Raw genomic sequence first — 19,684 nt, 5'->3', positions numbered from 1 at the left:
CGTCGAGAGTGAGGAGCCTCCCGATGCTCACCCCGCGCTCGCTCCTCAGGAGCCGCGTGTACGTCCCGTACGCACGGCTCCCCGAGGGGCGGATGGTCGACCTCGCGGGCCGCGGCTCGACGTACGTGACCGACACGCCGGGCCCCTCCCCCGACTCCCCGACCGTGCTGCTCCTGCACGCGGTCGGGTGCACCGGGCTGCTGACCTGGTTCCCGTCGCTCGAGCCGCTCTCGCGGCGCTACCGGGTCGTCACGATGGACCAGCGCTGGCACGGCCGCGGCATCGCGTCCGAGGAGTTCTCCCTCCACGACTGCGCCGACGACGTCGCCGCGCTCGTCGACGTACTCGGCCTGCGTGACGTGATCGTCGCCGGCTTCTCGATGGGCTCGATCGTCGCGCAGCGGGTCTGGCGCCAGCACCCCTCCGCGGTGGCGGGCCTGGTGCTCTGCGCGACCACGGACCGGTTCCGGTCGACGGTCGCCGAGCGGCTCTTCCACCAGGGCATGGAGGCGGCGATGCTCGGCGCCCGCGGCCTGTCCCGGTCGCGTACGGCGGTGCGCGCCGCCCGGACCGCGGCCGCCGCGCTCGACCTGCGCCCGACCGACATGCACGACTGGGCGCTGGCGGAGTTCCGCAGCACCTCGCCGTGGGCGGTCGGCCAGGCCGTGGCCGCGCTCGGCCGGCACCACTCGCGCCCGTGGCTGGGCCGGATCGACGTCCCGACCGCGGTCGTGGTGACGATGCGGGACCGGGTGCTGCCGCCGGCCAACCAGCTCGCCCTGGCCCGCCGGATCCCGGGCGCGACCGTCCACGACATCCCGGCCGGGCATGCCGCGTGCGTGCTCGAGTCGGAGCGGTTCGTCCCTGCGCTCCTGGAGGCGGTCAACACCGTCAACGCCCGCCGGCGCGACTTCCGGCAGCGGCCGGCCGCCGGTTAGGGGCGCGGTAGCGGGCGATCGCCTGCCGCGCTCCCAGCCTGCCCGCCCCCATCGCCGGCACCTCTCGCGCTGGTCAGGCTCTTCCTGACGTTGTCGGGCGTTGCAACCCCTGACAACGTCAGGGATCCCCGGCTGACCGGGGATCCATCCCGCCTACCCCGCCGGAGCAGACCCCTTCCGCGCCCGCCGGACGGAAGGCTTCCGGTCCGACACGACCGCCGCCTTGAGGGCGGCCAGCTCGGCGGGGAACCGCCGCACCAGGTCCTCGACGTCCGGCAGCGACTCGCGGCAGGCGATGATCCCGACGTGCAGCTGGCCGTTGTTGGACATCACGGTGATGTTCAGGCCGGCACCGTGGAAGACCGGGCCGAGCGGGTAGAGCCCCTCGATCCGGGCGCCCATGAAGTACAGCGGCACCGGCGGTCCGGGGACGTTGGAGATCACCAGGTTGTGCACGACCGGGTGCCGCTCGGGCAGCCGCAGGCCGGCGTAGGCCCGGACGGCGAGGCCGAAGGTGCGCGGCGCCGCGAACTCGGCCCAGTCCTGGAGCGTCTCGGCGCTGATCGCGGCGTGGTGGTCCTTGGCGTGCCGGTTGCGCTCGGCCAGGTCGCGCAGCCGCTCGAGCGGGTCCTCGGTGTCGGTGCCCAGCTTGGCGAACAGCGCGGAGACCTTGTTGGCGCCACCCGACCGGTGCGACTCCTCGCGCACCGAGACCGGCACGGTCGCCAGCAGCGAGGACGACGGCAGCTCGCCACGCTCCTCGAGATAGGAGCGCAGCGCGCCGCCCGCGACGGCGAGCACGACGTCGTTGACGGTCGTGCCGGTCGCGCTCTTGACCCCGCGGACGTCCTCGAGGTCCAGGTCCGCGAGCGCGAGCGCGCGGTGGCCGGTGATGGTGCCGTTGAACGACGTGCGCGGGGCCGAGAACGGCGCCGCCATCGCCGTACCGGCCCGGGCGCGGCCGACGGTCCTGGCCACGAGCTGGGCCGACGGCGTCACGAGGCGTACGGCGTTCAGCGGCCGCGCCGCGAACCCGACCACCCCGCGGGCGAAGAGCTCGGCGCGCGTCGGCTCGTGGCCGCTCTCCTGCGGCTCGCTCGCCAGGAGCGGGGGCACGTCGGCCTCCAGGCTGCACAGATGGGAGATCAGGTTCGCGCCGGAGACGCCGTCCACGGTCGCGTGGTGCATCTTGGAGAAGACCGCGACCCGGTCGCCGTACCCCTCGATCACCCACATCTCCCACAGCGGGCGCGAGCGGTCCAGCGGGAGGCCGGCGAGGTGGCCGGTGAGCTCGACCAGCTCCCGGTAGCCGCCCGGCGCGGGCAGCGCGAGCCGGTGCACGTGCCGGTCGACGTCGAAGTGCGCGTCCTGCACCCAGATCGGGTGGTCGATGCCCATCGGGACCCGGCGCAGCTTGCGCGTGAACTCCGGCACGTCGCGCACCCGGCGCTCGAGCTCGGCCCGGAACCCCTCGTAGGAGTAGCCCTGCGGCATCGTCGTCGGGTCGAGCACGATCACGCCGCAGACGTGCATCAGCTGCTCGGGCGTCTCCAGGTAGAGGAAGCTCGCGTCGAGTCCCGACAGCCGCTCCATGGCCCTCCCCTTCGTGCGGTGGAACGTGTTTCACTTTGAAACGACGGTCCCCCATGGACGACACGCGTGACCGCCCTCTCACCATCCTCCCCCCACCGGATCGGACGCCATGCCCTACCTGCGCCGCCAGCTCGTCACCGCCGCTCTCACCGCGAACGCGATCCACCCCGCGCCGGGCTACCGCGCGGGCATCCCGGCCTTCGCCGCCGGGTGGCTGACCTCCGAGCTCGCCACGCACCTGTTCGCGCTCACCGCCGCCGACACCGCGGCGCACCTGCTGCGCCGCCGCCCGCACAGCCGGGCCGGCCTCGCGCTCGCCGCGGCCAACCTCGCGGGCCAGGCATTCCTGCTCGACCAGGCGCGGCGGGTGCGGCAGGACGCCGAGGAGGCACTGGTCGAGGGCCTGGGGGCGGAGTACGGCGAGCAGCTCGACGCGCTGCCCACCCCGGCCGAGCTCGCGACCCCGTGGCGGCAGCTGGTCAACCCGTTCCGAGTTCGCGACGCCGGCGTGGTCGTCGAGAAGGACATCCCCTACGCGCCCGAGCACGGCAGGCGCGGCCTGCTCGACGTCTACCGGCCGGCCGAGCCGACCGAGGGCGCTCCGGTCCTGCTCCAGGTGCACGGCGGCGGCTGGACGATCGGCACCAAGGACCAGCAGGGCCTCCCGCTCATGCGGCACCTCGCCGCCAAGGGCTGGGTCTGCGTCGCGATCAACTACCGGCTCGCGCCGCGCGACCCGTTCCCGGCCCAGATCATCGACGTGAAGCGCGCGATCGCGTGGATCCGCGAGCACATCGAGGAGTACGGCGGCGACCCGGACTACCTCGCGATCACCGGCGGGTCCGCCGGCGGCCACCTCGCGGCACTGGCCGCGGTGACGCCCAACGATCCGGCGTACCAGCCGGGCGTCGAGGACGCCGACACCAGCGTCGCCGTCGCGATCCCGCACTACGGCGTCTACGACTTCGCCGGCTGCACCGGCCTGCGCAACGCCGAGCTGATGCGCGACCGGTTCCTCGCGCCGCGGATCGTCGGGCGCACCTGGGCCGAGGCGCCCGAGGTGTTCGAGGCCGGCACTCCCCTGCTGCGGGTCGGCAAGGACGCGCCCGACTTCTTCGTGCTGCACGGCGCCCACGACACCCTCGTGCCGGTCGAGCAGGCCCGGCTGTTCGTGCAGCGGCTCCGGGAGACCTCCGGGGCGACCGTCGTGTACGCCGAGCTACCCGGCGCGCAGCACGCGTTCGACGTGTTCGCGTCGATCCGCAGCGCGCACGTGGTCCGCGCCATCGACCGCTACCTGCACTGGCACTGGAACCGCTGGCGCCGTGAGCGCGAGGCTCAGTCCTCGGGGTCGGTGGCCACGTAGTCCAGGTCGCCGATCCTCAGCACCTGCGGGGCCGCGTCCTCGCGACGCAGCACCGTCAGCGTGACCTCGGTGCCGGCCAGGCCGGCGAGCTCCTCGGCGTTGGTCTCGACGACCGCGTCGCCGTCGAAGTCGCCGAGCGCCGGCGCGGCGAGGTAGTCGGCGTCGCCGAGGTCGAGCACGGTCTCCTCGAGGCACCAGGTCGACGGCTGGGCCGGCTCGGCCTCGGTGCCGCAGTCGGTCAGCACGCCGGTGACCGCCTCGGTCTCCGGTGTCGGCTCGGGCTCCGGCGCCGGCTGCTGGTCGGGCCAGTCCTTGATGCCCCCGGCCCTGCTCCCGACCGTGCCGTCCTCGCCCCCGGCCACGCCCGCCTGCGCCTGCGGTTCGCGGTCCGGCTGCTGTGGCTGCTCCGGCTGCTCCGACTGCACGGTCTGGGGCTGGCGCGCGGCCTGCACGACGGTCGCCGGCACCTCGCCGGTCTCCGGCGGGGCGTAGTCGCCGGTGCGGTACGCGCGCTCCAGGGCGATCACCTCGGCGACGTACGCCGTCGAGGGGTTGTAGCGGAGCAGCGCGGCCCGCACGCCGGCGCGGTCGGTGAGGTCGCCGGGCACCGCGCACAGGAACACGGCGGCGCCGAGCGCCGCGTCGTCGATGTCGTCGGCCGAGCGGGTGCCATCGCCGTCGGCGTCGACACCGACGGTCGCCCAGGTGGCGGGCAGGAACTGCATCGGGCCGACCGCGCGGTCCCACCTCCGGTCGCCGTCGACCCGGCCCGCATCGGTATCGGCGACCCTGGCGACCCGGCCGCGGCCGTCGAGCGCGACGCCGCGGATCAGCGGCGTCGAGACGCCGTCGTCGCCGAGGACCGCGCCGCCGTGGCGGCCGTGGTCGGACTCGACGCCGCCGACGGCGGCGAGCAGGGTCCAGGTGATGCCGCACCCGTCGTCCACCTTCGAGGCGACCGACGCGGCGCGCTGGTACGCCGCGAGCGCGACGTCCGGGATCTGGTCGGCGCCGCTCGCGGCCGGCAGCACCGCCCGCTCGATCGCGACCCGCGCGTCGGCCGTGGCCGGGACGACCGGATCGGCGGGGTCGGCCGTCGGAGCGACCGACGGGGCGACCGGGACGCTCATCCGGGCCGCGGGCTCCGGCGCGGAGCGCGGGTAGAGCGCGACGGCGAGCGCCGCAGCGGTGAGCGAGGCAGTCAGGACGAGGCGAACGGGACGGACGTGACGCATGGTTCCCCTAGCCTAGACCGGCGCCCCAGGCGACGTGCCCTCCTTTCGGGCTACGCCGCCTGGCGTTCACGCGCCGACCTCGCGGCGTTCACCGGGGCAGGCCCAGGATCCGCTCGCCGGCCACGTTCCGCAGGATCTGCGTCGTGCCGCCCGCGATCGAGAGGCAGCGGGTGTTGAGCAGCTCCCAGACGTCCGCGCGGACCCGCTCGTCGTCGACGAGGATCCGCTCGCCGTGCAGCGTGGCGACCAGCTCGGCGCCGTCCTGCCGGGCGCGTACGCCGAGCAGCTTGGCCACGCTCGACTCCGCACCGGGCCCGTGGCCGGCCAGCGAGCGCAGCGTCGACCGGACGCCGAGCAGGCCGCAGACCGTCGCCAGCGCGACCGCGTGGCCGACCTGCACCCGCTGGGCGGCCGAGACGCCGTCGGCCGCGAGCTCGACGGCCCGCTCGGTGCTGTGGTCGAGCCGGGTCGACCCCATCGCGACCCGCTCGTTGGCCAGCGTGGTGCGCGCCAGCCGCCACCCGTCGCCGACCTCGCCGACCACCATCTCGTCTGGTACGAACACCTCGTCGAGGAAGACCTCGTTGAACAGCGCCTTGCCGGTGATCTCGCGCAGCGGCCGCACCTCGATGCCGTCGCTGCCCTTCATGTCCACGAGGAAGTAGGTGATGCCCCGGTGCTTCGGGGCGTCCGGGTCGGTGCGGGCCAGGCAGATGCCCCAGTCGGCGCGCTCGGCGACCGAGTTCCACACCTTCTGCCCGGTCAGCCGCCACCCGCCGTCGACCCGCTCGGCCCTCGTGCGCAGCGACGCCAGGTCGGAGCCGGCGCCCGGCTCGGAGAACAGCTGGCACCACACCAGCTCGCCGAGCAGCGACGGCGTCACGAACCGCTCGCGCTGCGCGTCGGTGCCGTGCTCGAGGATCGTCGGCAGGGCCCAGCCGGCGATCACGATGTCCGGCCGGCTCAGCCCGGCCCGGGCCAGCTCCTGGTCGATCACGATCTGGGCGACCGGGTCCGCGCCGAGGCCGTACGGCGCCGGCCAGTGCGGCGTGAGGTAGCCGGTCTCGACCAACCCCCGGCGCCGCTCGCCGTCGGGCAGCGCGGCGATCCGGGCGACGCTCTCCCGCACCCCGGGCCGGATCGCCTCGTCGCGGCCCTCGAGGTCCAGCTCGACCCGGCGGCGCGCGCCCCCCACCGCGGCAGCGGTGAGCCGCTCGGCGGCGGCGTCGGAGTCGCCGGCGAGCGCGCGCAGGGCGAGCGCGCGGCGGAGGTAGAGGTGCGCGTCGTGCTCGAAGGTGAAGCCGATCCCGCCGAGCACCTGGAGGCAGCCCTTGGCCACGGCCACCGCGCCGTCGAAGGCGGTCTCGGCCGCGACGTCGGCCGCGAACGCCCACTGCTCGTCATCCCCACCGGCCGCCGACGCCACGTCCCAGGCGGCCGCCGTGACGGCCTCGGCGGTCTCGAGCATCTCGGCGCAGAGGTGCTTGACCGCCTGGAAGCCGCCGATCTTCTGGCCGAACTGCTCGCGCACCTTGGCGTACTCCACCGCGGTCGCCAGGCACCAGCGGGCGACGCCGGCGGCCTCGGCGGCGCCGAACGTGACGGCGGTACGCCGGACCAGCTCGGTCGTCACGTCGACGGCCCGGCCGGCGCTCGCGTCGGTGACGCGCACCCGGCCGTGCCGGCGGGTCAGGTCGAGCCCCGTCGCGGTGGAGATCTCGACGGCGTCGCGCGGCAGGAGTCGCCAGCCGTCCGCATCGACGAGCACGTGAGTTACCGACGGCGCGTCCCAGAGCACGTCGTCGAGCGCGATGCCGACGATGGCATTGTCGGGGAGCTCACCCAGGACCGCGGCGGCGACCGCAGGGCCGAGCAGCGGGCCCGGCACCAGCTCGTGGGCGCACGCCTCGAGGGCGACGGCCACGTCGAGCGGCGTACCCCCTCCGCCGCCGGCGCTCTCCAGCAACCCGATGGCCGGCACCCCCATCTCGACGAGCGCGGCCCGGGCCCCGGCGAAGGTCGCGTCGGCGTCCTGCTCGGCGGCACGGGCGAGCTCGCGGCCGCCCAGGTCGGCGGCCCACTTGCGCAGGCTGGCGGCCAGCTCGACGTGCTCGTCGGAGATCCCGATGGACATGCGGCTCCTCGTGTCCGGTAGCTGAGGAGGTTGCTCGGCAACCGTCTCGAAACTAGAACGTGTTCCAATCCTACTAGAGTGCGGCCGTGACCACCGACCCGACCAGCGACCCGACCAGCGACCCGACCAGTGACTGGCTCACCCACGCCCGCGCCGCCAAGGGCTTCATGCCCGCGGACGAGGGGATGCTGCTGCACCGGCACGCGCGCGAGCGACTCCCCCACGGGCCGGTGCTCGAGGTGGGCACCTACTGCGGCAAGTCCGCGATCTACCTCGGCGCGGCCGCCCGCGAGGTCGGCGGGACGGTCTTCACCGTCGACCACCACCGCGGCTCGGAGGAGAACCAGGCCGGGTGGGAGCACCACGACGCGTCGCTGGTCGACGACGAGTTCGGCCTGATGGACACGCTGCCGGCGTTCCGCAGGACCCTCGCCCGCGCCGGCCTGGAGGACCAGGTCGTCGCCGTGGTCGGCCGCAGCACCACGGTCAGCGCGCACTGGCGCACCCCCCTGTCGCTGCTGTTCGTCGACGGCGGGCACGCCGAGGAGCACGCCCAGAGCGACTATTCCGGCTGGGCGCACTGGCTGATGCCGGGCGGGCTGCTCGTCATCCACGACGTGTTCCCGGACCCGGCGGACGGCGGCCGGCCGCCGTACCACGTCTTCCTGCGGGCGCTGGAGAGCGGCGCCTTCACCGAGGTCGAGGCGCTGGGCTCGATGCGGGTGCTACGGCGTACGGCCGGGAACGCCGGCGAGGGCGTCGGCTGAGGGGCAGCCGCACTCCAGGGCGAGCTCGGCGAAGTGCGGCGCCAGCGAGGTGCCGCGCATGATGCCGGAGCCGGCCGTGCCGTGCCCGGCGACCTCGCCCAGGGCGTCGACCGCGAGGATCACGGCGGCGGCGGTGTAGGTCGTGTGCTCGACCGGCCAGTGGACGTTGCGCGGCTCGCCGCTCTCCGCGTCGGTGTCGCCGTCGCCGTAGACCCAGCCGGTCCAGTAGCGGCCGTCGTCCTCGCGCAGGTGCTGCACGTCCTCGAGCAGCGCGAGCGCGCGGCGGCGGTCGCCGAGGAGGTCCAGCGCCATCGCCAGCTCGCAGGTCTCGGCACCGGTCACCCACGGGTTGGTCGAGACGCAGCGGATGCCCAGGCCCGGGCGCACGAAGTCGTCCCACCGGCTGTCCAGCAGCTCGAACGCGTCGCGGCCGCGGACCGCACCGCCGAGGACCGGGTAGTACCAGTCCATCGAGTGCACGGACTTGTCCGCGAACAGATCGCGGTGCTCGCGCACGGCGTGCCCGAGGCGGCCGCCGGCGAGCTCCCACTCCGGCTGCGGGTCGTCGAGCAGGTCGGCGAGCGCGACGCCCGCGCGCAGCGAGTGGTAGATGCTCGAGTTGCCGGTCAGCAGGCAGAAGTCCTCGCTCGGCGTCCAGTTGATCCCGCCCCACGCGACCTGCTGCGAGACGACCCAGTCGAGGGCCGACCGGACCACCGGCCAGTAGCGGTGCACGAACCCGATGTCGCGGCGCACCAGCCAGTGGTGCCAGACGCCGACGGCGAGGTAGGCCGTCATGTTGACGTCGCCGCGCTCGTCCGCCGGGAGGCCGCCCACGATCTTCATCGGGAACGACCCGTCCGCGCGCTGCAGCCCGGGCATCCAGGCGTAGGCGCGCTCGGCGGCGTCGACCTGGCCGCCGACGAGCATCGCCATGGCGGCCTCGACGTGGTTCCACATGTCGACGTGCTCGCCGACCGTCCACGGCACGGCGCCCCACGGCTCCTGCATCGCGGCGATCGCGGCGGCGGAGTCGGCCACCTGCTCCGCGCTGAGCACGCCCTCGACGTAGGGGATGCTCACGAGGGATCTTCCGGCTTGCGGAAGTACAGCACCATGCTCTTGCCGATCAGGGGGTCGAGCACCCTGCCGGCGTACTGGAGGGCCTTCGGCTGCTTGACGATCTCCCAGACCAGCAGCCGGTGGTAGGCCTTGGCGAGCGGGTGGTCGTCGTTGTCGACGCCGACCGCGCACTTGATCCACCAGTACGGCGCGTGCAGGCCGTGCGCGTGGTCCTTGCCCTCGAAGACCATCGCGTCGCCGGGCGTGCCGTCGTTGAGCCGTCCGGCCTTGGTGACCTTGTCGATCAGCTCGTGATCGGTGTAGATCCGGATGTGGCCGCCCGGGGCGTTGTGGTAGTCCTCGGAGAGCCTCCAGTTGATGACCTCCGGCAGCCAGCGCGGCACCGAGATGGCCAGTGTGCCGCCGGGGCGCAGGACGCGGACCAGCTCGGTGATCGCCGAGACGTCGGCGTGGACGTGCTCGAGCACCTCGGCCGCGACGACCCGGTCGAACTCGCCGTCCGCGAACGGCAGCTCCAGCGCGTCGCCCTGCTTGATGTCGGCGTGGGCACCCTCGGGCACCTCGCCGTTCTCCTTCATCGCGCCGAAGATCTCCAGCACGCCGGCCAGCTCGTCGGCGTCCCTGTCGAACGCGACCACGTCGGCGCCGCGGCGGTACATCTCGAAGGCGTGCCGGCCGCCGCCCGCTCCCATGTCGAGCACGCGGTCGCCCGGCAGGAGGCCGAGCCGGTCGAAATCAACGGTCAGCATGCCGGTTCTCCTTCTGGAACTCCTCGATCACGTCCTCGTACGCCGCCGCCACCTGTCGCGCCACGGCCCGCCAGCTGAACAGCTCCTCGACCCGGCGGCGGCCGGCGGCGCCGTACCGCTCCCGGCGCTCGGGGTCGTCGAGCAGCGCCGCGATGGCGGCCTCCAGCTCGCCCACGTCGCCCGGCGCGACCAGGTCGGCGCAGAGCCCGTCGGGGCCGACGACCTCGGGGATCGCGCCGGCGTCGGAGGCGACCAGCGGGGTCGCGCAGGCCATCAGCTCGGCGGTCGGCAGCGAGAAGCCCTCGTAGAGGGACGGCACGCAGGCGACCTCGGCCGACCCCATCAGCTCGACCAGCTCGGCGTCGCTGATGCCGTGCACGAAGCGGACCGAGTCCTGGATCGAGAGCCTCTCGATCAGCTTCTCGGTGCGGCCGCCGGCCTTGGGCCTGGTGACGAGGAACAGCTCGACGTCGCGCTCGGTGCGCAGCTTGGCGAACGCCTCGAGCAGGGTCGCGATGCCCTTCATCGGTGCGTCGGCGCTGGCCATCGCCATGATCCGGCCGGGCACCCGCGGCGCGGTCGGCGGCACGAAGACGTCGTCGACGCCGAGCAGGATGACCTGCATCCTGGCGGGGTCGACGCCGAAGTCGCGGGCGATGTCGCGCTTGGAGGTCTCCGAGGGCGTCATGATCCGGCGCGCCTGGCGGGCCACCCGCGCCTGCATCCGCACGAAGCCGTACCAGCGCGAGAGCGTGAGCTTGCGCCACGGGTTCCTCGTGGCCGAGATGTCGATGCGGCGGTCGTAGCTGATCGGGTGGTGCAGGGTGGTGATCAGCGGCAGGCCGAGCCGCTCGATCTCGAGCATGCCGTAGCCGAGCACCTGGTTGTCGTGGACGATGTCGAAGTCGCCGACGCGGTCCCGCAGGGCGCGTGCGGCGCGCAGGCTGAACGTCTTGGGCTCCGGGAAGCCCCCCGCGCACATGGTGGCGAACTCCTCGACGTCGATGCGGTCGCGGAACTCCTTGCGCTTCGGCACGCGGAACGGGTCCGGCTCGCGGTAGAGGTCGAGGCTGGGCAGCTTGGTCAGCTCCACGCCGGGGTCGAGCTCGGGGTACGGCTGCCCGGAGAACACCTCGACCCGGTGGCCGAGGTTGGTGAGCTCGCGGCTCAGGTGCCGGATGTAGATCCCCTGTCCACCGCAGTGGGGCTTGCTCCGGTAGGACAGCAACGCGACCCGCATCCGCGCCCTCTCTCTCATCACTCGGGGAGCTGTCGGACACGAGCGGCCGACGAACTGGAACGTGTTCCTATTTTAGCCCACGAATTGCTAGCCTAGTCGCCGGTATCAATGTCGATATCAACGGAACTCTCGGGGGTTCTCTAGACTCTGCGGGCCAACGACGTTCCGAACGAACAATCTCTCGATGGGGGTCCGTGTGAGCAGCGCCAACTCGCTCGCCATGGAAGATCTCGGCTCGGCCGCGCAGCGCGACCGGCGCAAGCGCATCCTCGACGCCACGATCCAGCTCGCGTCGCAGGGCGGCTTCGACGCCGTCCAGATGCGCGCCGTGGCCGAGCGCGCGGACGTCGCCCTGGGCACGCTCTACCGGTACTTCCCCTCCAAGATCCACCTGCTCGTCTCCGCGCTCCAGCGCGAGTTCGAGCGCACCGAGACCGCGCTCCGGGACAAGCCGATCGAGGGCGACGGCACCGCCGACCGGGTGATCTCCGTGCTCAAGCGCACCACCCGCGGCATGCAGAGCGACCCGCAGCTCACCGAGGCGCTCACCCGCGCGTTCATGTTCGCCGACGCCTCCGTCGCCGCCGAGATCCACCAGGTCGGCATGCTGCTGACCTCGATGCTGACTCGCGCGATGTACCCCGAGGGCCACGACGAGGTCACCGAGGACGACGTCCAGATCGCGCGTGTCATCGGCGACGTCTGGCTCTCCGCCCTCGTCGGCTGGGTCACCGGCCGGTCGTCCGCGGTCGAGACCGGCCAGCAGATCGAGGTCGCGGTCAAGCTATTGCTGCGCGACTGAGTTTCCGCCGACTCGGCGCAACTTGCCCGCCCAGCACCGCCGACTCGGCGCAACATGCCCACTCTCTCCACAGCCGTGGTGGACACAGCGGGCAAGACACGCCGACTCGCGCCCCTCAGCCGGGCAAGACACGCCGACTCGGCATCTCAGCGGCGGTAGGTGCGGCAGGGCTGGCTGCGCAGGGACGCGCAGGCCGGGGCCGTACGGGGCACCTTGACGCCCGGGACGACGGCCAGGACCACGCGGGAGCGGTGCCGGCGGTCGGCCGCGATCTCGACGCGCTCGCCGTCGGAGATCGTGTCGAAGGCCCACTGGGGGCGGGCGTTCCCCGGAGCGTCGAGCGTGATCCGCAGCCGCGAGCCGGCGCGGAACGCCTGGGCGAACGGGAGCAGCGCGACCCGCACCTTCGTGAACCTCCCCGCCGGCAGCGGGGCCTCGTCGGCGGCCAGGTTGGTCTGCACCGGGGCGGTCACCGTCGACTGCTCCCGGTCGAGCGCCCGCTGGCTGGCGCGCAGCCAGCCGGACTGGACGTAGACCTCGGTCCCGTCGGGGCGCACCTCGGTGAGCGTGACCTCCAGGTCGGTGTCGGCGGCATCGGACCGGACCCACAGGTCGACCGAGCCGTTGCCGATCGCGACGACGTCCCGCTTCAGCGGCGCGCTGACCCAGCCGAGGCCGTAGCCCTTCGGGATCTGCCGCCAGTCGTACGCCGGGCTGGGACCCCACAGCGCGTCGTCGGCGCCGCCGCGGGTGGTCTCGGGCAGGGCCGACGGGTCGGCGGCGTATCCCCGGACCTCGGCAGTCCCCGGGGACTGCTTCGACGGCGTGCCTCGCAGGCGGCCCCGCGGGCCGAGATACCAGGCCGTGGGCCTCGCCTGCGGGATCGGCCAGGAGTCGAAGGTGCGCACGAACCGCGGCAGCGGCGAGCCGGCCGGCTGGCCCGTGGCCGCGCCCTCCTCGAAGAGGATCCGCACCGGCCGCTGGGCCTCGAATCTCTTGAGCGCCTGCCGATAGCTCAGGCCGGCATAGTCGATCCCGCGCGGCAGGGAGAGCCCCGAGACACCCGTGACCGACGCGGCCAGGATCGGCGCGACGAGGCTCTTGGCGCCGGTCGGCACCCGGCGCGCGACGTAGAGATCGAGGAAGTCGGCGTAGCGGCCGAAGACGCCGAGGCTCAGCGACTCCGCGTGCGACCCGTTGACCAGGGACGCGTAGACCTGCGGTGCCGACGTGAAGTCGTCGAGCAGCGCCGGGAAGTGCCCGCCGGTCTGCTCGTCCTGCCACGATCCGGCGAGGAAGACCGGCACGTCGATCGCGCCCACGAACAGGCTCGGGTTGAGCGGGTCGGCCACCTCCGGGGTGTAGAACGGGTTGTCCTCGATCAACTGCATCACGTCCGGGTTCTGCAGCCGGACCCGCTGGTTCTGCTCGCACACGGTGTCGCCCGCGTCGACCCGGCCCCGCTCCCAGCCCTGGCCGTACGGCGCCGCCTGGGCCGAGCGCTCGGCCGCCCATGGCACCGCGAAGCCGGTGTTGAGGATGCCGCCCGGGTAGAGCGTGCCGCGGAAGGAGTCGTCGAGCACCGACAGCGGCGTGATCGCGGCCAGATGGGGCGGGCGGGTGCGGGCGACGTAGAGCTGCGAGATGCCGGAGTAGGAGACGCCGACCATCCCGACCTTGCCGAACTTCACCCACGGCTGTGCGGCGATCGCCTCGACGGCGTCGTACCCGTCGAGGCTCTGGACCGGCTCGAAGTGCTGGAACGACCCGCCCGAGCAGCCGGTGCCGCGCATGTTCACGCCGACGTAGGCGTAGCCGAGGGCGTTGAAGAGGCGCGCGAACGTCGTGTTGTCCGGCCGGCTGGGGTCGTAGCCCGAGTACTCGACGACCGTCGGGAACGGCCCCTCGCCGGGCGGCAGCGAGACGTTGACCGAGAGCGTGGTGCCGTCGCGAGTGGTGACGTAGCCGAACCCGCCCTCGAGGGTCTGGGCATCGTAGAACGCCTGGGTCGGGGCCGGGTCGTCGAAGTCGGCCACCGTCGCGGGCACCGAGCCGCCGGCTCCGACGACCGTGTAGGCGCCGGCGTCCAGGCCACGCCACACGAGACTGCCGAGGTCGTCCACGGTCCCGCTCGCGACCACGCGGTCGCCGTCGCGCAGTTCGAGGGAGTCCCCCGGCGTGCCATCCAGCACGTACAGCTGGTTGACGCTCCCGCGGACCGTGAAGTCCGGGCCGGCGGCGCTCGCACCGCCGGTCGCGACCAGCGTGCCCGCCAGCACGCATGCCCCTGCCGCGGCCACCGCCGCCATCCTCCGGACTCCCATGGCGCGATGCTGCCACCGATCCGGTCCCGATGGGTCCGGAATCGGGCGCTGGTCACTCCAGCCGGCGAGGGAGCCCTCGCCGCGGCTGGGCGTAGACTCGAGTGCATGTCGCTGAGCGCGTCGGAGTTCTACGAGGCGGGGCTGGCACTGCCTCCTGATGTGCGCAGGGACGTGGCGCTGCGACTCCTCGAGTCGGTCGAGCCGGACGCGGCGTTCGACACTGCGGCGGAGGGCTGGCTGCGTACTGAGGCTGCCGCGGCCTCTGACGCGTTGAAGGCGGACCCGTCGCGCGCGATCCCGGCCGAGACGGTGCGCACTCGCTTCGAGGACAAGTGGGCCGCCCGTCCATGACGACGACTGGGTAAGCACGGCCAGCGACCACAGCCTCCGACGAGCGCTGGCCACCAACCAGGACCGTCGGCGTGCCGCGGCGCCTCCAAGAGCACTACTCGACGGACTCCGCCGTCGACCCGCCGAGCTCCATCGGCGGCAGCCCGAGCTTGCGGTGGTCCCAGGAGCGGACCCGGGCCGGGTCGAGGCGCAGCGCGGCGCGGTTGTGGGCCATGAACTCCACGAACGGCCGCATCTCCTCGGAGTAGGGGCCGTGGTAGCGCTCGAAGATGTTGACGCAGACGTCCCAGACGACGGCCTCGTCCTCGATCACCTCGGCGGTGCCCTCGATGGCGACGCCGCGGAGCTGGTCGTAGGTGTGGCCGGCCTCGACGAGGAAGGAGCAGCGCGGGTCGCGGCGCAGGTTGAGCGTCTTCTGCGCCTTCCTCTTGGTCTCGAACCAGATGTGGTCGTCCATCACGGCGTACCACATGCCGACCAGGTGGATCCGGCCCTGCGGACCGTACGTGCCGAGCGTCGAGGACCGCTGCTGGCCGAGGAACTCGACCTGCTCGTCGTGCGTCATCACGACCTGGGCGCGCTGCTTGGCCAAGAGACTCAGCCGCCGAAGGCGTGCGTCGCGGTGACGCCGCCGTCGATGGAGATCTCGGCGCCGTTGACGTACGCCGACTCGTCGCTGGCGAGGTAGACGTAGAGCGGCGCGATGTCCGCAGGTGTCCCGACCCGGCGCAGCGGCACCTTCGAGGCGCCGTACTCCATCGCGGCGTCGCCGCCGTGCACCCGCGTCATCGGGGTGTCGATCATGCCGGGGTGCACCGAGTTGACCCGGATGCCCTTCGGGCCGAGCTCCATCGCCGCGCACTTGGTCATGCCGCGGATCGCCCACTTCGTCGCGGCGTACGCCGTGCAGCCGGCCATGCCCGCGAGGCCCTCGACGGACGAGGCGTTGATGATCGACCCGGCGCCCGCCTTGCGCATGGTGCGGGTGACCGCCTGCATGCCCAGGAAGCAGCCGAGCTGGTTGACCCGCCAGAGCAGCTCGACCTCGTCGGCCGGCATCCGCTCGATGTCGCCGAAGCGCAGGATGCCGGCGTTGTTGGCGAGCACGCCGACCGGCCCGAAGCGGGCGTTCGTGTCCTCGACGAGCGCCTCCCACGAGGCGGCGTCGGACACGTCATGGGCCGCGAAGCGGGCGGGAGACCCGAGCTCGTCTGCCAGCGCCTGGCCCTGCTCCTTCGCCACGTCCGCGATCACCACGCGGGCGCCCTCGGCCACGAACGCCCGGACGATCGCCGCGCCCTGGCCCATCGCGCCGCCGGTGACGATGGCGACCTTCCCCTGGAGTCTCATCGCCCGGCCCCCCGGGTCTCGACGGGCTCGACCAGCGTCAGCCCCATGATCGCGTCGGCGGCGAACCCGACCGCGGGGTCGCGGTCGTCGAAGTAGCCGCCGAGCTGCTTGTCGAGGTCGTCGGCGGTCCAGAGCGTCCCGGACTTGTCGAAGCGCTGCTCGATGGTCGGCGCGGCCACGAGGGCCACCATGCCGCCGTACACGACGAAGACCTGGCCGGTGATCCGCTCGGCGGCCGGCGAGGCGAGGTAGGCGACGACCGGCGCGACGTGGTCCGGCGAGTACGGGTCGACCTCGAGGCCGGACTCGTCGGCGCCGAACACCTCGGCGGTCATCGCGGTGCGGGCCCGCGGGCAGATCGCGTTGGCGCGGACGCCGGAGCTCGCGAGCGCCCGGGCGGTCGAGACCGTGAGCGCGGCGATGCCGGCCTTGGCGGCGCCGTAGTTGGCCTGTCCGGGCGGGCCGGAGAGGAACGCCTCGGACGCGGTGTTCACGACCGCGGCGCCGACCGGCCCGGACTCCTTGGCCCGTGCGCGCCAGTAGGCGGCGGCGTTGCGCGAGAGCAGGAAGTGGCCGCGCAGGTGGATGCGGACGACCTGGTCCCACTCCTCGTCGGACATGTTGAACAGCATCCGGTCGCGCGTGACGCCGGCGTTGTTGACCACGACGTCGAGCGCGCCGAAGCCCTCGACCGCGGCCGCGACCATCGCGTCGGCCGTGGCGCGCTCCCCCACGTCGCCGGGTACGACGGACGCCTCGCCGCCGCGGGAGCGGACCTCCTCCGCCGTCTCGTCCGCGCCGCCGGGCAGGTCGTTGAGGACGACGCGGGCGCCGGCGTCGGCCAGCGCGAGGGCCTCGGCGCGACCGAGGCCGGCGCCGGCCCCGGTGACGATCGCGACCTTGCCCTCCAGTGAGGTGCTCACGAGCTCATTCCTCCGCGTTCACTCGGACAGGGAGATCGCCGCGCGCGGGCAGGCGGCCACGGCGCGCTGGACGGCCTCGATGTTCGACGGCGTGGTCTCCTCGGTCTTGAGCTGGAGGAAGTCGTCGTCGTCCAGCTCGAACACCTCGGGTGCCAGCGCCTCGCAGAGCGCGTTGGACTCGCAGAGGTCGAAGTCGACCTTGATCTTCACTGCTAGCTCCCTTCCGAGGAGTGACCGGGGAACACGTGGGCGGTGGGGTCGATGACGACCGCGGCGTTGTTGACGGCGGTCGCCGCCTCGCCGAAGCCGACCGCGATCAGCCGGACCTTGCCGGCGTACTCGGTGATGTCGCCGGCGGCGAAGACCCGCGCCAGGTTGGTGCGCATCGCGGGGTTCACGACGATGTGCCGCTTCTGCACCTCGAGCCCCCACTGCTGCAGCGGGCCGAGGTCGGCGATGAAGCCGAGCGCGGCGACCACGGCCTGCGCGGGACGCTCGGTGGCCTCGCCGTCGACGGTGATCTCGACCGACTCCAGCCGGCCGTTGCCGCGCAGCGCGGAGACCTCCGCCCTCGTCACGATGTCGACCGACGACGCGCGGACGGCCTCGACGGTGCGCTCGTGGGCGCGGAACGCGTCGCGCCGGTGCACCAGCGTCACCGACTGCGCGACCGGCTCGAGGTGCAGCGCCCAGTCGAACGCGCTGTCGCCGCCGCCGACGATGACGACGTCCTTGCCGGCGTACGGCGCGAAGCTCGGCACGAAGAACTCCAGGCCCCGGCCCAGCCAGCCGTCGCCGGCGGGCAGCGCCCGCGGGCTGAACTTGCCGATGCCCGCGGTGATCAGCACCGCCTTCGCACGGATCTCGGTGCCGTCGTCGAGGCCGATCGTGACGGAGTCCTCGTCCTCGGCGAGCGTGGCCGCGGTGCGGTCGAGGAAGTACGCCGGGTCGGCGGTCGCCGCCTGCGCGACCAGCCCCTCGACCAGGTCGCGGCCCTTGACCGTCGGGAAGCCCGCGACGTCGAGGATCTGCTTCTCGGGGTACATCGCGGTGATCTGGCCGCCGAGCTCGGGCAGGGAGTCGACGACGGCGACGCTCATGCCGCGGAAGCCGGCGTAGTAGGCGGCGAACAGCCCCGTCGGGCCGGCACCGATGATCAGCAGGTCGGTCTCGTGCACCTGCGGTCCTCCACTCGAAATAGAACGTGTTCTACCTTATTGGGTCTCGATGCCCGCCACCAGCCAGCCCTGATCGGTGCGGACGACGGTGACCAGCGCACGGTACTGCGCGAAGTCGGTCTTCGGTCGGCCCTGCTCGCGCTTCGCGACGTACTGGTTGAGGAACAGCAGCGCCTGCACCTGCTCGGGAGACGCCTGCACCACGCTCTGTCCGACGGCCTTCACCTGGAGCTTGGTGCGCTGCTGGACGAAGCGGTCGCGGATGCCGTCGGCGGTGGTGCGGTACTCCGCCGCGAACGCGTCGGTCATCTTCGCGGTGGCCTGGTCGACCTGCTCGTCGTAGCTCTCGAAGCTGGTCGAGAGGATCTCCTCGGTCGACTGCGCGGCCGTGCGCACCGCCTCCGCGCGGGTCGCGTCGCCGACGACGACCGGGCGCGACGAGGACACCGTCGCCTGGTCGTCGTGGGCCAGGTAGACCACCTCGGCGACGCCGATCCCGAGGAGCAGCACGACGGCGACGACCAGCGCGATCGTGGTACGCCGCCCGCCGGATCCACCGCCCGCGGGCTCCTCGGCCGGCGGCTCCGCGGGCGGGGTCGGGGGCTCCTCGACCGGCTCCGGCGTCTCGGGAGGGATCTCGTGGGTCTGGGTCGCGAGCTTGCGGGGGCGCCCGGTCGGGTTGCGGGATCCGAGGCCGCGCTTCGGCCCGCTCATGCGGTGCTCATCCCACGAACTCCAGGTTGCTGGTCAGCCACGCGCCGCCGACCCGCTGCAGGTCGAGCTTGAGGCGGAAGTAGCGGGCGACCGACTCGTTGTCGGTCGACCGGTTGCGCACGGTGCCGGTCGTCGCGACCAGCACGGTGGCGCTGTCGGAGTCGATGTCGGACACGCCGGCCCACAGGACCTCGCCGTCCATCACCGACCTCTCCCGGGTGAGCAACCGCAGGACGCCCTGGGAGGAGGAGTCGTACTGCTTGGCGAAGTCGCCGGTGGCCCCCTGCGCGACGGCGTCGATGCTCTCCTGGGCGCTGCGGTAGTCGATGTTGATGAACGCCGTCACCTCGTCCCGGGCCGCGGCCAGCACGGCGCCGTACCGCTCCTGCTCCTCCTGCGCGCGCTCGCCGTCGCGGTGCTGCTGGACCGCCAGCACGCCGCCGAAGGCGCTCGCGCAGGCGAGCAGCAGCGCGGCCACGAAGAGGCCGATGTCGAGGCGGGTCCGGGAGCCGGGGATCACCGGCTGGTCACCGGACCCACCAGCAGCCACTTCCACGCGTCCCCTCCCAGGATCGACAGGTTGCCCTGATCGACGAATCGTACGGCGTTGCCCCTCCGATCGACCGCACCCGACACGAACCCGCTGCCGGGGTCGTACGCCGATCGGTAGACGCGCCCCGGCGAGCCGGGCCCGGGCGTGTAGTTGGAGCCGCGCATCGCGAACGGCGGCCCGCTGGCGCACCGCGCCGGGTAGATCGGGGAGTCGGTCAGGTCGTTGGTCTGGCGCCACTGGCTGCGCGGCTTGTAGCCCTCGGTGCAGGGCGGCTGCCGGTAGTCCAGCTGCAGGTTCACATGGCCGTAGCCGTCGCCTGTGATGTCTCAGGACATCCCGGAGGTCCGAACCCATGAGGTGTGGGTTCGGACCTCTTTGGTTTCA

General features: G+C 73.0%; 20 protein-coding genes. 5 read left to right on the top strand and 15 right to left on the bottom strand.

The window, feature by feature from the left end; genetic code table 11:
* Positions 1-23: 23 nt before the first annotated feature.
* On the top strand, positions 24-938 hold the full coding sequence (locus tag ACYVKX_RS21130; protein WP_460835665.1) for an alpha/beta fold hydrolase: 915 nt from the start codon (positions 24-26) through the stop codon (positions 936-938).
* Between the two features lie 153 nt (positions 939-1,091).
* Here ACYVKX_RS21130 and ACYVKX_RS21125 read toward each other — a convergent pair whose 3' ends face one another.
* A complete protein-coding gene (locus ACYVKX_RS21125; protein ID WP_460835664.1) occupies positions 1,092-2,531 on the bottom strand; it encodes a WS/DGAT/MGAT family O-acyltransferase in 1,440 nt (479 codons plus the stop codon).
* A gap of 109 nt (positions 2,532-2,640) precedes the next feature.
* Between ACYVKX_RS21125 and ACYVKX_RS21120 the strand changes: the two genes are divergently transcribed.
* Entirely contained in the window at positions 2,641-3,897 is a 1,257-nt protein-coding gene (locus tag ACYVKX_RS21120) for an alpha/beta hydrolase fold domain-containing protein (protein WP_460835663.1), read from the top strand.
* Here ACYVKX_RS21120 and ACYVKX_RS21115 read toward each other — a convergent pair.
* A complete protein-coding gene (locus tag ACYVKX_RS21115) occupies positions 3,870-5,132 on the bottom strand; it encodes a lytic transglycosylase domain-containing protein (RefSeq protein ID WP_460835662.1) in 1,263 nt (420 codons plus the stop codon). The genes ACYVKX_RS21120 and ACYVKX_RS21115 overlap by 28 nt on opposite strands.
* Positions 5,133-5,220: 88 nt before the next feature.
* Positions 5,221-7,266, bottom strand: a complete 2,046-nt coding sequence (locus ACYVKX_RS21110) for an acyl-CoA dehydrogenase family protein (RefSeq protein WP_460835661.1) — start codon at positions 7,264-7,266, stop codon at positions 5,221-5,223.
* Between the two features lie 86 nt (positions 7,267-7,352).
* Here ACYVKX_RS21110 and ACYVKX_RS21105 point away from each other — a divergent pair, with 86 nt between their 5' ends.
* Complete coding sequence (locus ACYVKX_RS21105; protein ID WP_460835660.1) at positions 7,353-8,033, top strand: class I SAM-dependent methyltransferase; 681 nt, start codon at positions 7,353-7,355, stop codon at positions 8,031-8,033.
* Here the strand turns inward: ACYVKX_RS21105 and ACYVKX_RS21100 are convergent.
* The 3 genes from ACYVKX_RS21100 to ACYVKX_RS21090 are packed head-to-tail and all read right to left on the bottom strand — an operon-like array spanning position 7,992 to position 11,105.
* The gene (locus tag ACYVKX_RS21100; protein WP_460835659.1) at positions 7,992-9,116 is read right to left on the bottom strand and encodes a prenyltransferase/squalene oxidase repeat-containing protein; all 1,125 of its coding nucleotides are present in this window, start codon (positions 9,114-9,116) and stop codon (positions 7,992-7,994) included. The two genes, ACYVKX_RS21105 and ACYVKX_RS21100, sit on opposite strands and share 42 nt — an antisense overlap.
* On the bottom strand, positions 9,113-9,865 hold the full coding sequence (locus ACYVKX_RS21095) for a class I SAM-dependent methyltransferase (RefSeq protein WP_460835658.1): 753 nt from the start codon (positions 9,863-9,865) through the stop codon (positions 9,113-9,115). The genes ACYVKX_RS21100 and ACYVKX_RS21095 overlap by 4 nt, the downstream gene beginning before the upstream one ends.
* Positions 9,852-11,105, bottom strand: coding sequence for a glycosyltransferase family 4 protein (locus ACYVKX_RS21090; protein ID WP_460835657.1), 1,254 nt, complete (start codon positions 11,103-11,105; stop codon positions 9,852-9,854). The genes ACYVKX_RS21095 and ACYVKX_RS21090 overlap by 14 nt, the downstream gene beginning before the upstream one ends.
* Positions 11,106-11,289: 184 nt before the next feature.
* On the opposite strand from ACYVKX_RS21090, the gene ACYVKX_RS21085 reads away from it, so the two are divergent.
* The gene (locus ACYVKX_RS21085; RefSeq protein WP_460835656.1) at positions 11,290-11,907 is read left to right on the top strand and encodes a TetR family transcriptional regulator; all 618 of its coding nucleotides are present in this window, start codon (positions 11,290-11,292) and stop codon (positions 11,905-11,907) included.
* Between the two features lie 146 nt (positions 11,908-12,053).
* Here the strand turns inward: ACYVKX_RS21085 and ACYVKX_RS21080 are convergent, their stop codons facing one another.
* On the bottom strand, positions 12,054-14,231 hold the full coding sequence (locus ACYVKX_RS21080; protein ID WP_460835655.1) for a CocE/NonD family hydrolase: 2,178 nt from the start codon (positions 14,229-14,231) through the stop codon (positions 12,054-12,056).
* Between the two features lie 105 nt (positions 14,232-14,336).
* Between ACYVKX_RS21080 and ACYVKX_RS21075 the strand changes: the two genes are divergently transcribed.
* Complete coding sequence (locus ACYVKX_RS21075) at positions 14,337-14,582, top strand: addiction module protein (protein WP_460835654.1); 246 nt, start codon at positions 14,337-14,339, stop codon at positions 14,580-14,582.
* Positions 14,583-14,676: 94 nt separating this feature from the next.
* On the opposite strand, the gene ACYVKX_RS21070 is transcribed toward ACYVKX_RS21075, so the two are convergent.
* From ACYVKX_RS21070 to ACYVKX_RS21035, 8 genes are read right to left on the bottom strand one after another with little or no spacing between them, the layout of a single operon-like run.
* The gene (locus tag ACYVKX_RS21070; protein WP_460835653.1) at positions 14,677-15,174 is read right to left on the bottom strand and encodes a pyridoxamine 5'-phosphate oxidase family protein; all 498 of its coding nucleotides are present in this window, start codon (positions 15,172-15,174) and stop codon (positions 14,677-14,679) included.
* Positions 15,175-15,179: 5 nt separating this feature from the next.
* Positions 15,180-15,932, bottom strand: coding sequence for a glucose 1-dehydrogenase (locus ACYVKX_RS21065; protein ID WP_460835652.1), 753 nt, complete (start codon positions 15,930-15,932; stop codon positions 15,180-15,182).
* Positions 15,929-16,855, bottom strand: a complete 927-nt coding sequence (locus tag ACYVKX_RS21060) for a 3-oxoacyl-ACP reductase (protein WP_460835651.1) — start codon at positions 16,853-16,855, stop codon at positions 15,929-15,931. Before ACYVKX_RS21060 ends, ACYVKX_RS21065 begins: the two co-directional genes overlap by 4 nt.
* Positions 16,856-16,873: 18 nt before the next feature.
* Positions 16,874-17,065, bottom strand: coding sequence for a ferredoxin (locus ACYVKX_RS21055; RefSeq protein WP_460835650.1), 192 nt, complete (start codon positions 17,063-17,065; stop codon positions 16,874-16,876).
* A gap of 2 nt (positions 17,066-17,067) precedes the next feature.
* Complete coding sequence (locus ACYVKX_RS21050) at positions 17,068-18,033, bottom strand: NAD(P)/FAD-dependent oxidoreductase (RefSeq protein WP_460835649.1); 966 nt, start codon at positions 18,031-18,033, stop codon at positions 17,068-17,070.
* 36 nt (positions 18,034-18,069) lie between these two features.
* Positions 18,070-18,747 carry a hypothetical protein gene (locus tag ACYVKX_RS21045; RefSeq protein ID WP_460835648.1) on the bottom strand — a complete coding sequence of 226 codons (678 nt, stop codon included), beginning with the start codon at positions 18,745-18,747 and terminating at the stop codon, positions 18,070-18,072.
* 7 nt (positions 18,748-18,754) lie between these two features.
* On the bottom strand, positions 18,755-19,303 hold the full coding sequence (locus ACYVKX_RS21040; protein WP_460835647.1) for a hypothetical protein: 549 nt from the start codon (positions 19,301-19,303) through the stop codon (positions 18,755-18,757).
* Positions 19,264-19,599, bottom strand: coding sequence for a hypothetical protein (locus ACYVKX_RS21035; protein ID WP_460835646.1), 336 nt, complete (start codon positions 19,597-19,599; stop codon positions 19,264-19,266). The genes ACYVKX_RS21040 and ACYVKX_RS21035 overlap by 40 nt, the downstream gene beginning before the upstream one ends.
* Positions 19,600-19,684: the final 85 nt, after the last annotated feature.

The sequence above is a fragment of the Nocardioides hungaricus genome, assembly GCF_054782915.1.
Note: the sequence above shows the minus strand (reverse complement) of the source record. Positions and strands in the feature narration are given on the sequence as shown.

Excerpts from the sequence above, each read along its gene's own strand:
- ACYVKX_RS21090 (WP_460835657.1), bottom strand. The coding sequence starts at position 11,105 with ATGCGGGTCGCGTTGCTGTCCTACCGGAGCAAGCCCCACTGCGGTGGA.
- ACYVKX_RS21085 (WP_460835656.1), top strand. The coding sequence starts at position 11,290 with ATGGGGGTCCGTGTGAGCAGCGCCAACTCGCTCGCCATGGAAGATCTC.
- ACYVKX_RS21065 (WP_460835652.1), bottom strand. The coding sequence starts at position 15,932 with ATGAGACTCCAGGGGAAGGTCGCCATCGTCACCGGCGGCGCGATGGGC.
- ACYVKX_RS21080 (WP_460835655.1), bottom strand. The coding sequence starts at position 14,231 with ATGGGAGTCCGGAGGATGGCGGCGGTGGCCGCGGCAGGGGCATGCGTG.
- ACYVKX_RS21130 (WP_460835665.1), top strand. The coding sequence starts at position 24 with ATGCTCACCCCGCGCTCGCTCCTCAGGAGCCGCGTGTACGTCCCGTAC.
- ACYVKX_RS21075 (WP_460835654.1), top strand. The coding sequence starts at position 14,337 with ATGTCGCTGAGCGCGTCGGAGTTCTACGAGGCGGGGCTGGCACTGCCT.
- ACYVKX_RS21095 (WP_460835658.1), bottom strand. The coding sequence starts at position 9,865 with ATGCTGACCGTTGATTTCGACCGGCTCGGCCTCCTGCCGGGCGACCGC.
- ACYVKX_RS21125 (WP_460835664.1), bottom strand. The coding sequence starts at position 2,531 with ATGGAGCGGCTGTCGGGACTCGACGCGAGCTTCCTCTACCTGGAGACG.
- ACYVKX_RS21110 (WP_460835661.1), bottom strand. The coding sequence starts at position 7,266 with ATGTCCATCGGGATCTCCGACGAGCACGTCGAGCTGGCCGCCAGCCTG.
- ACYVKX_RS21045 (WP_460835648.1), bottom strand. The coding sequence starts at position 18,747 with ATGAGCGGGCCGAAGCGCGGCCTCGGATCCCGCAACCCGACCGGGCGC.
- ACYVKX_RS21115 (WP_460835662.1), bottom strand. The coding sequence starts at position 5,132 with ATGCGTCACGTCCGTCCCGTTCGCCTCGTCCTGACTGCCTCGCTCACC.
- ACYVKX_RS21120 (WP_460835663.1), top strand. The coding sequence starts at position 2,641 with ATGCCCTACCTGCGCCGCCAGCTCGTCACCGCCGCTCTCACCGCGAAC.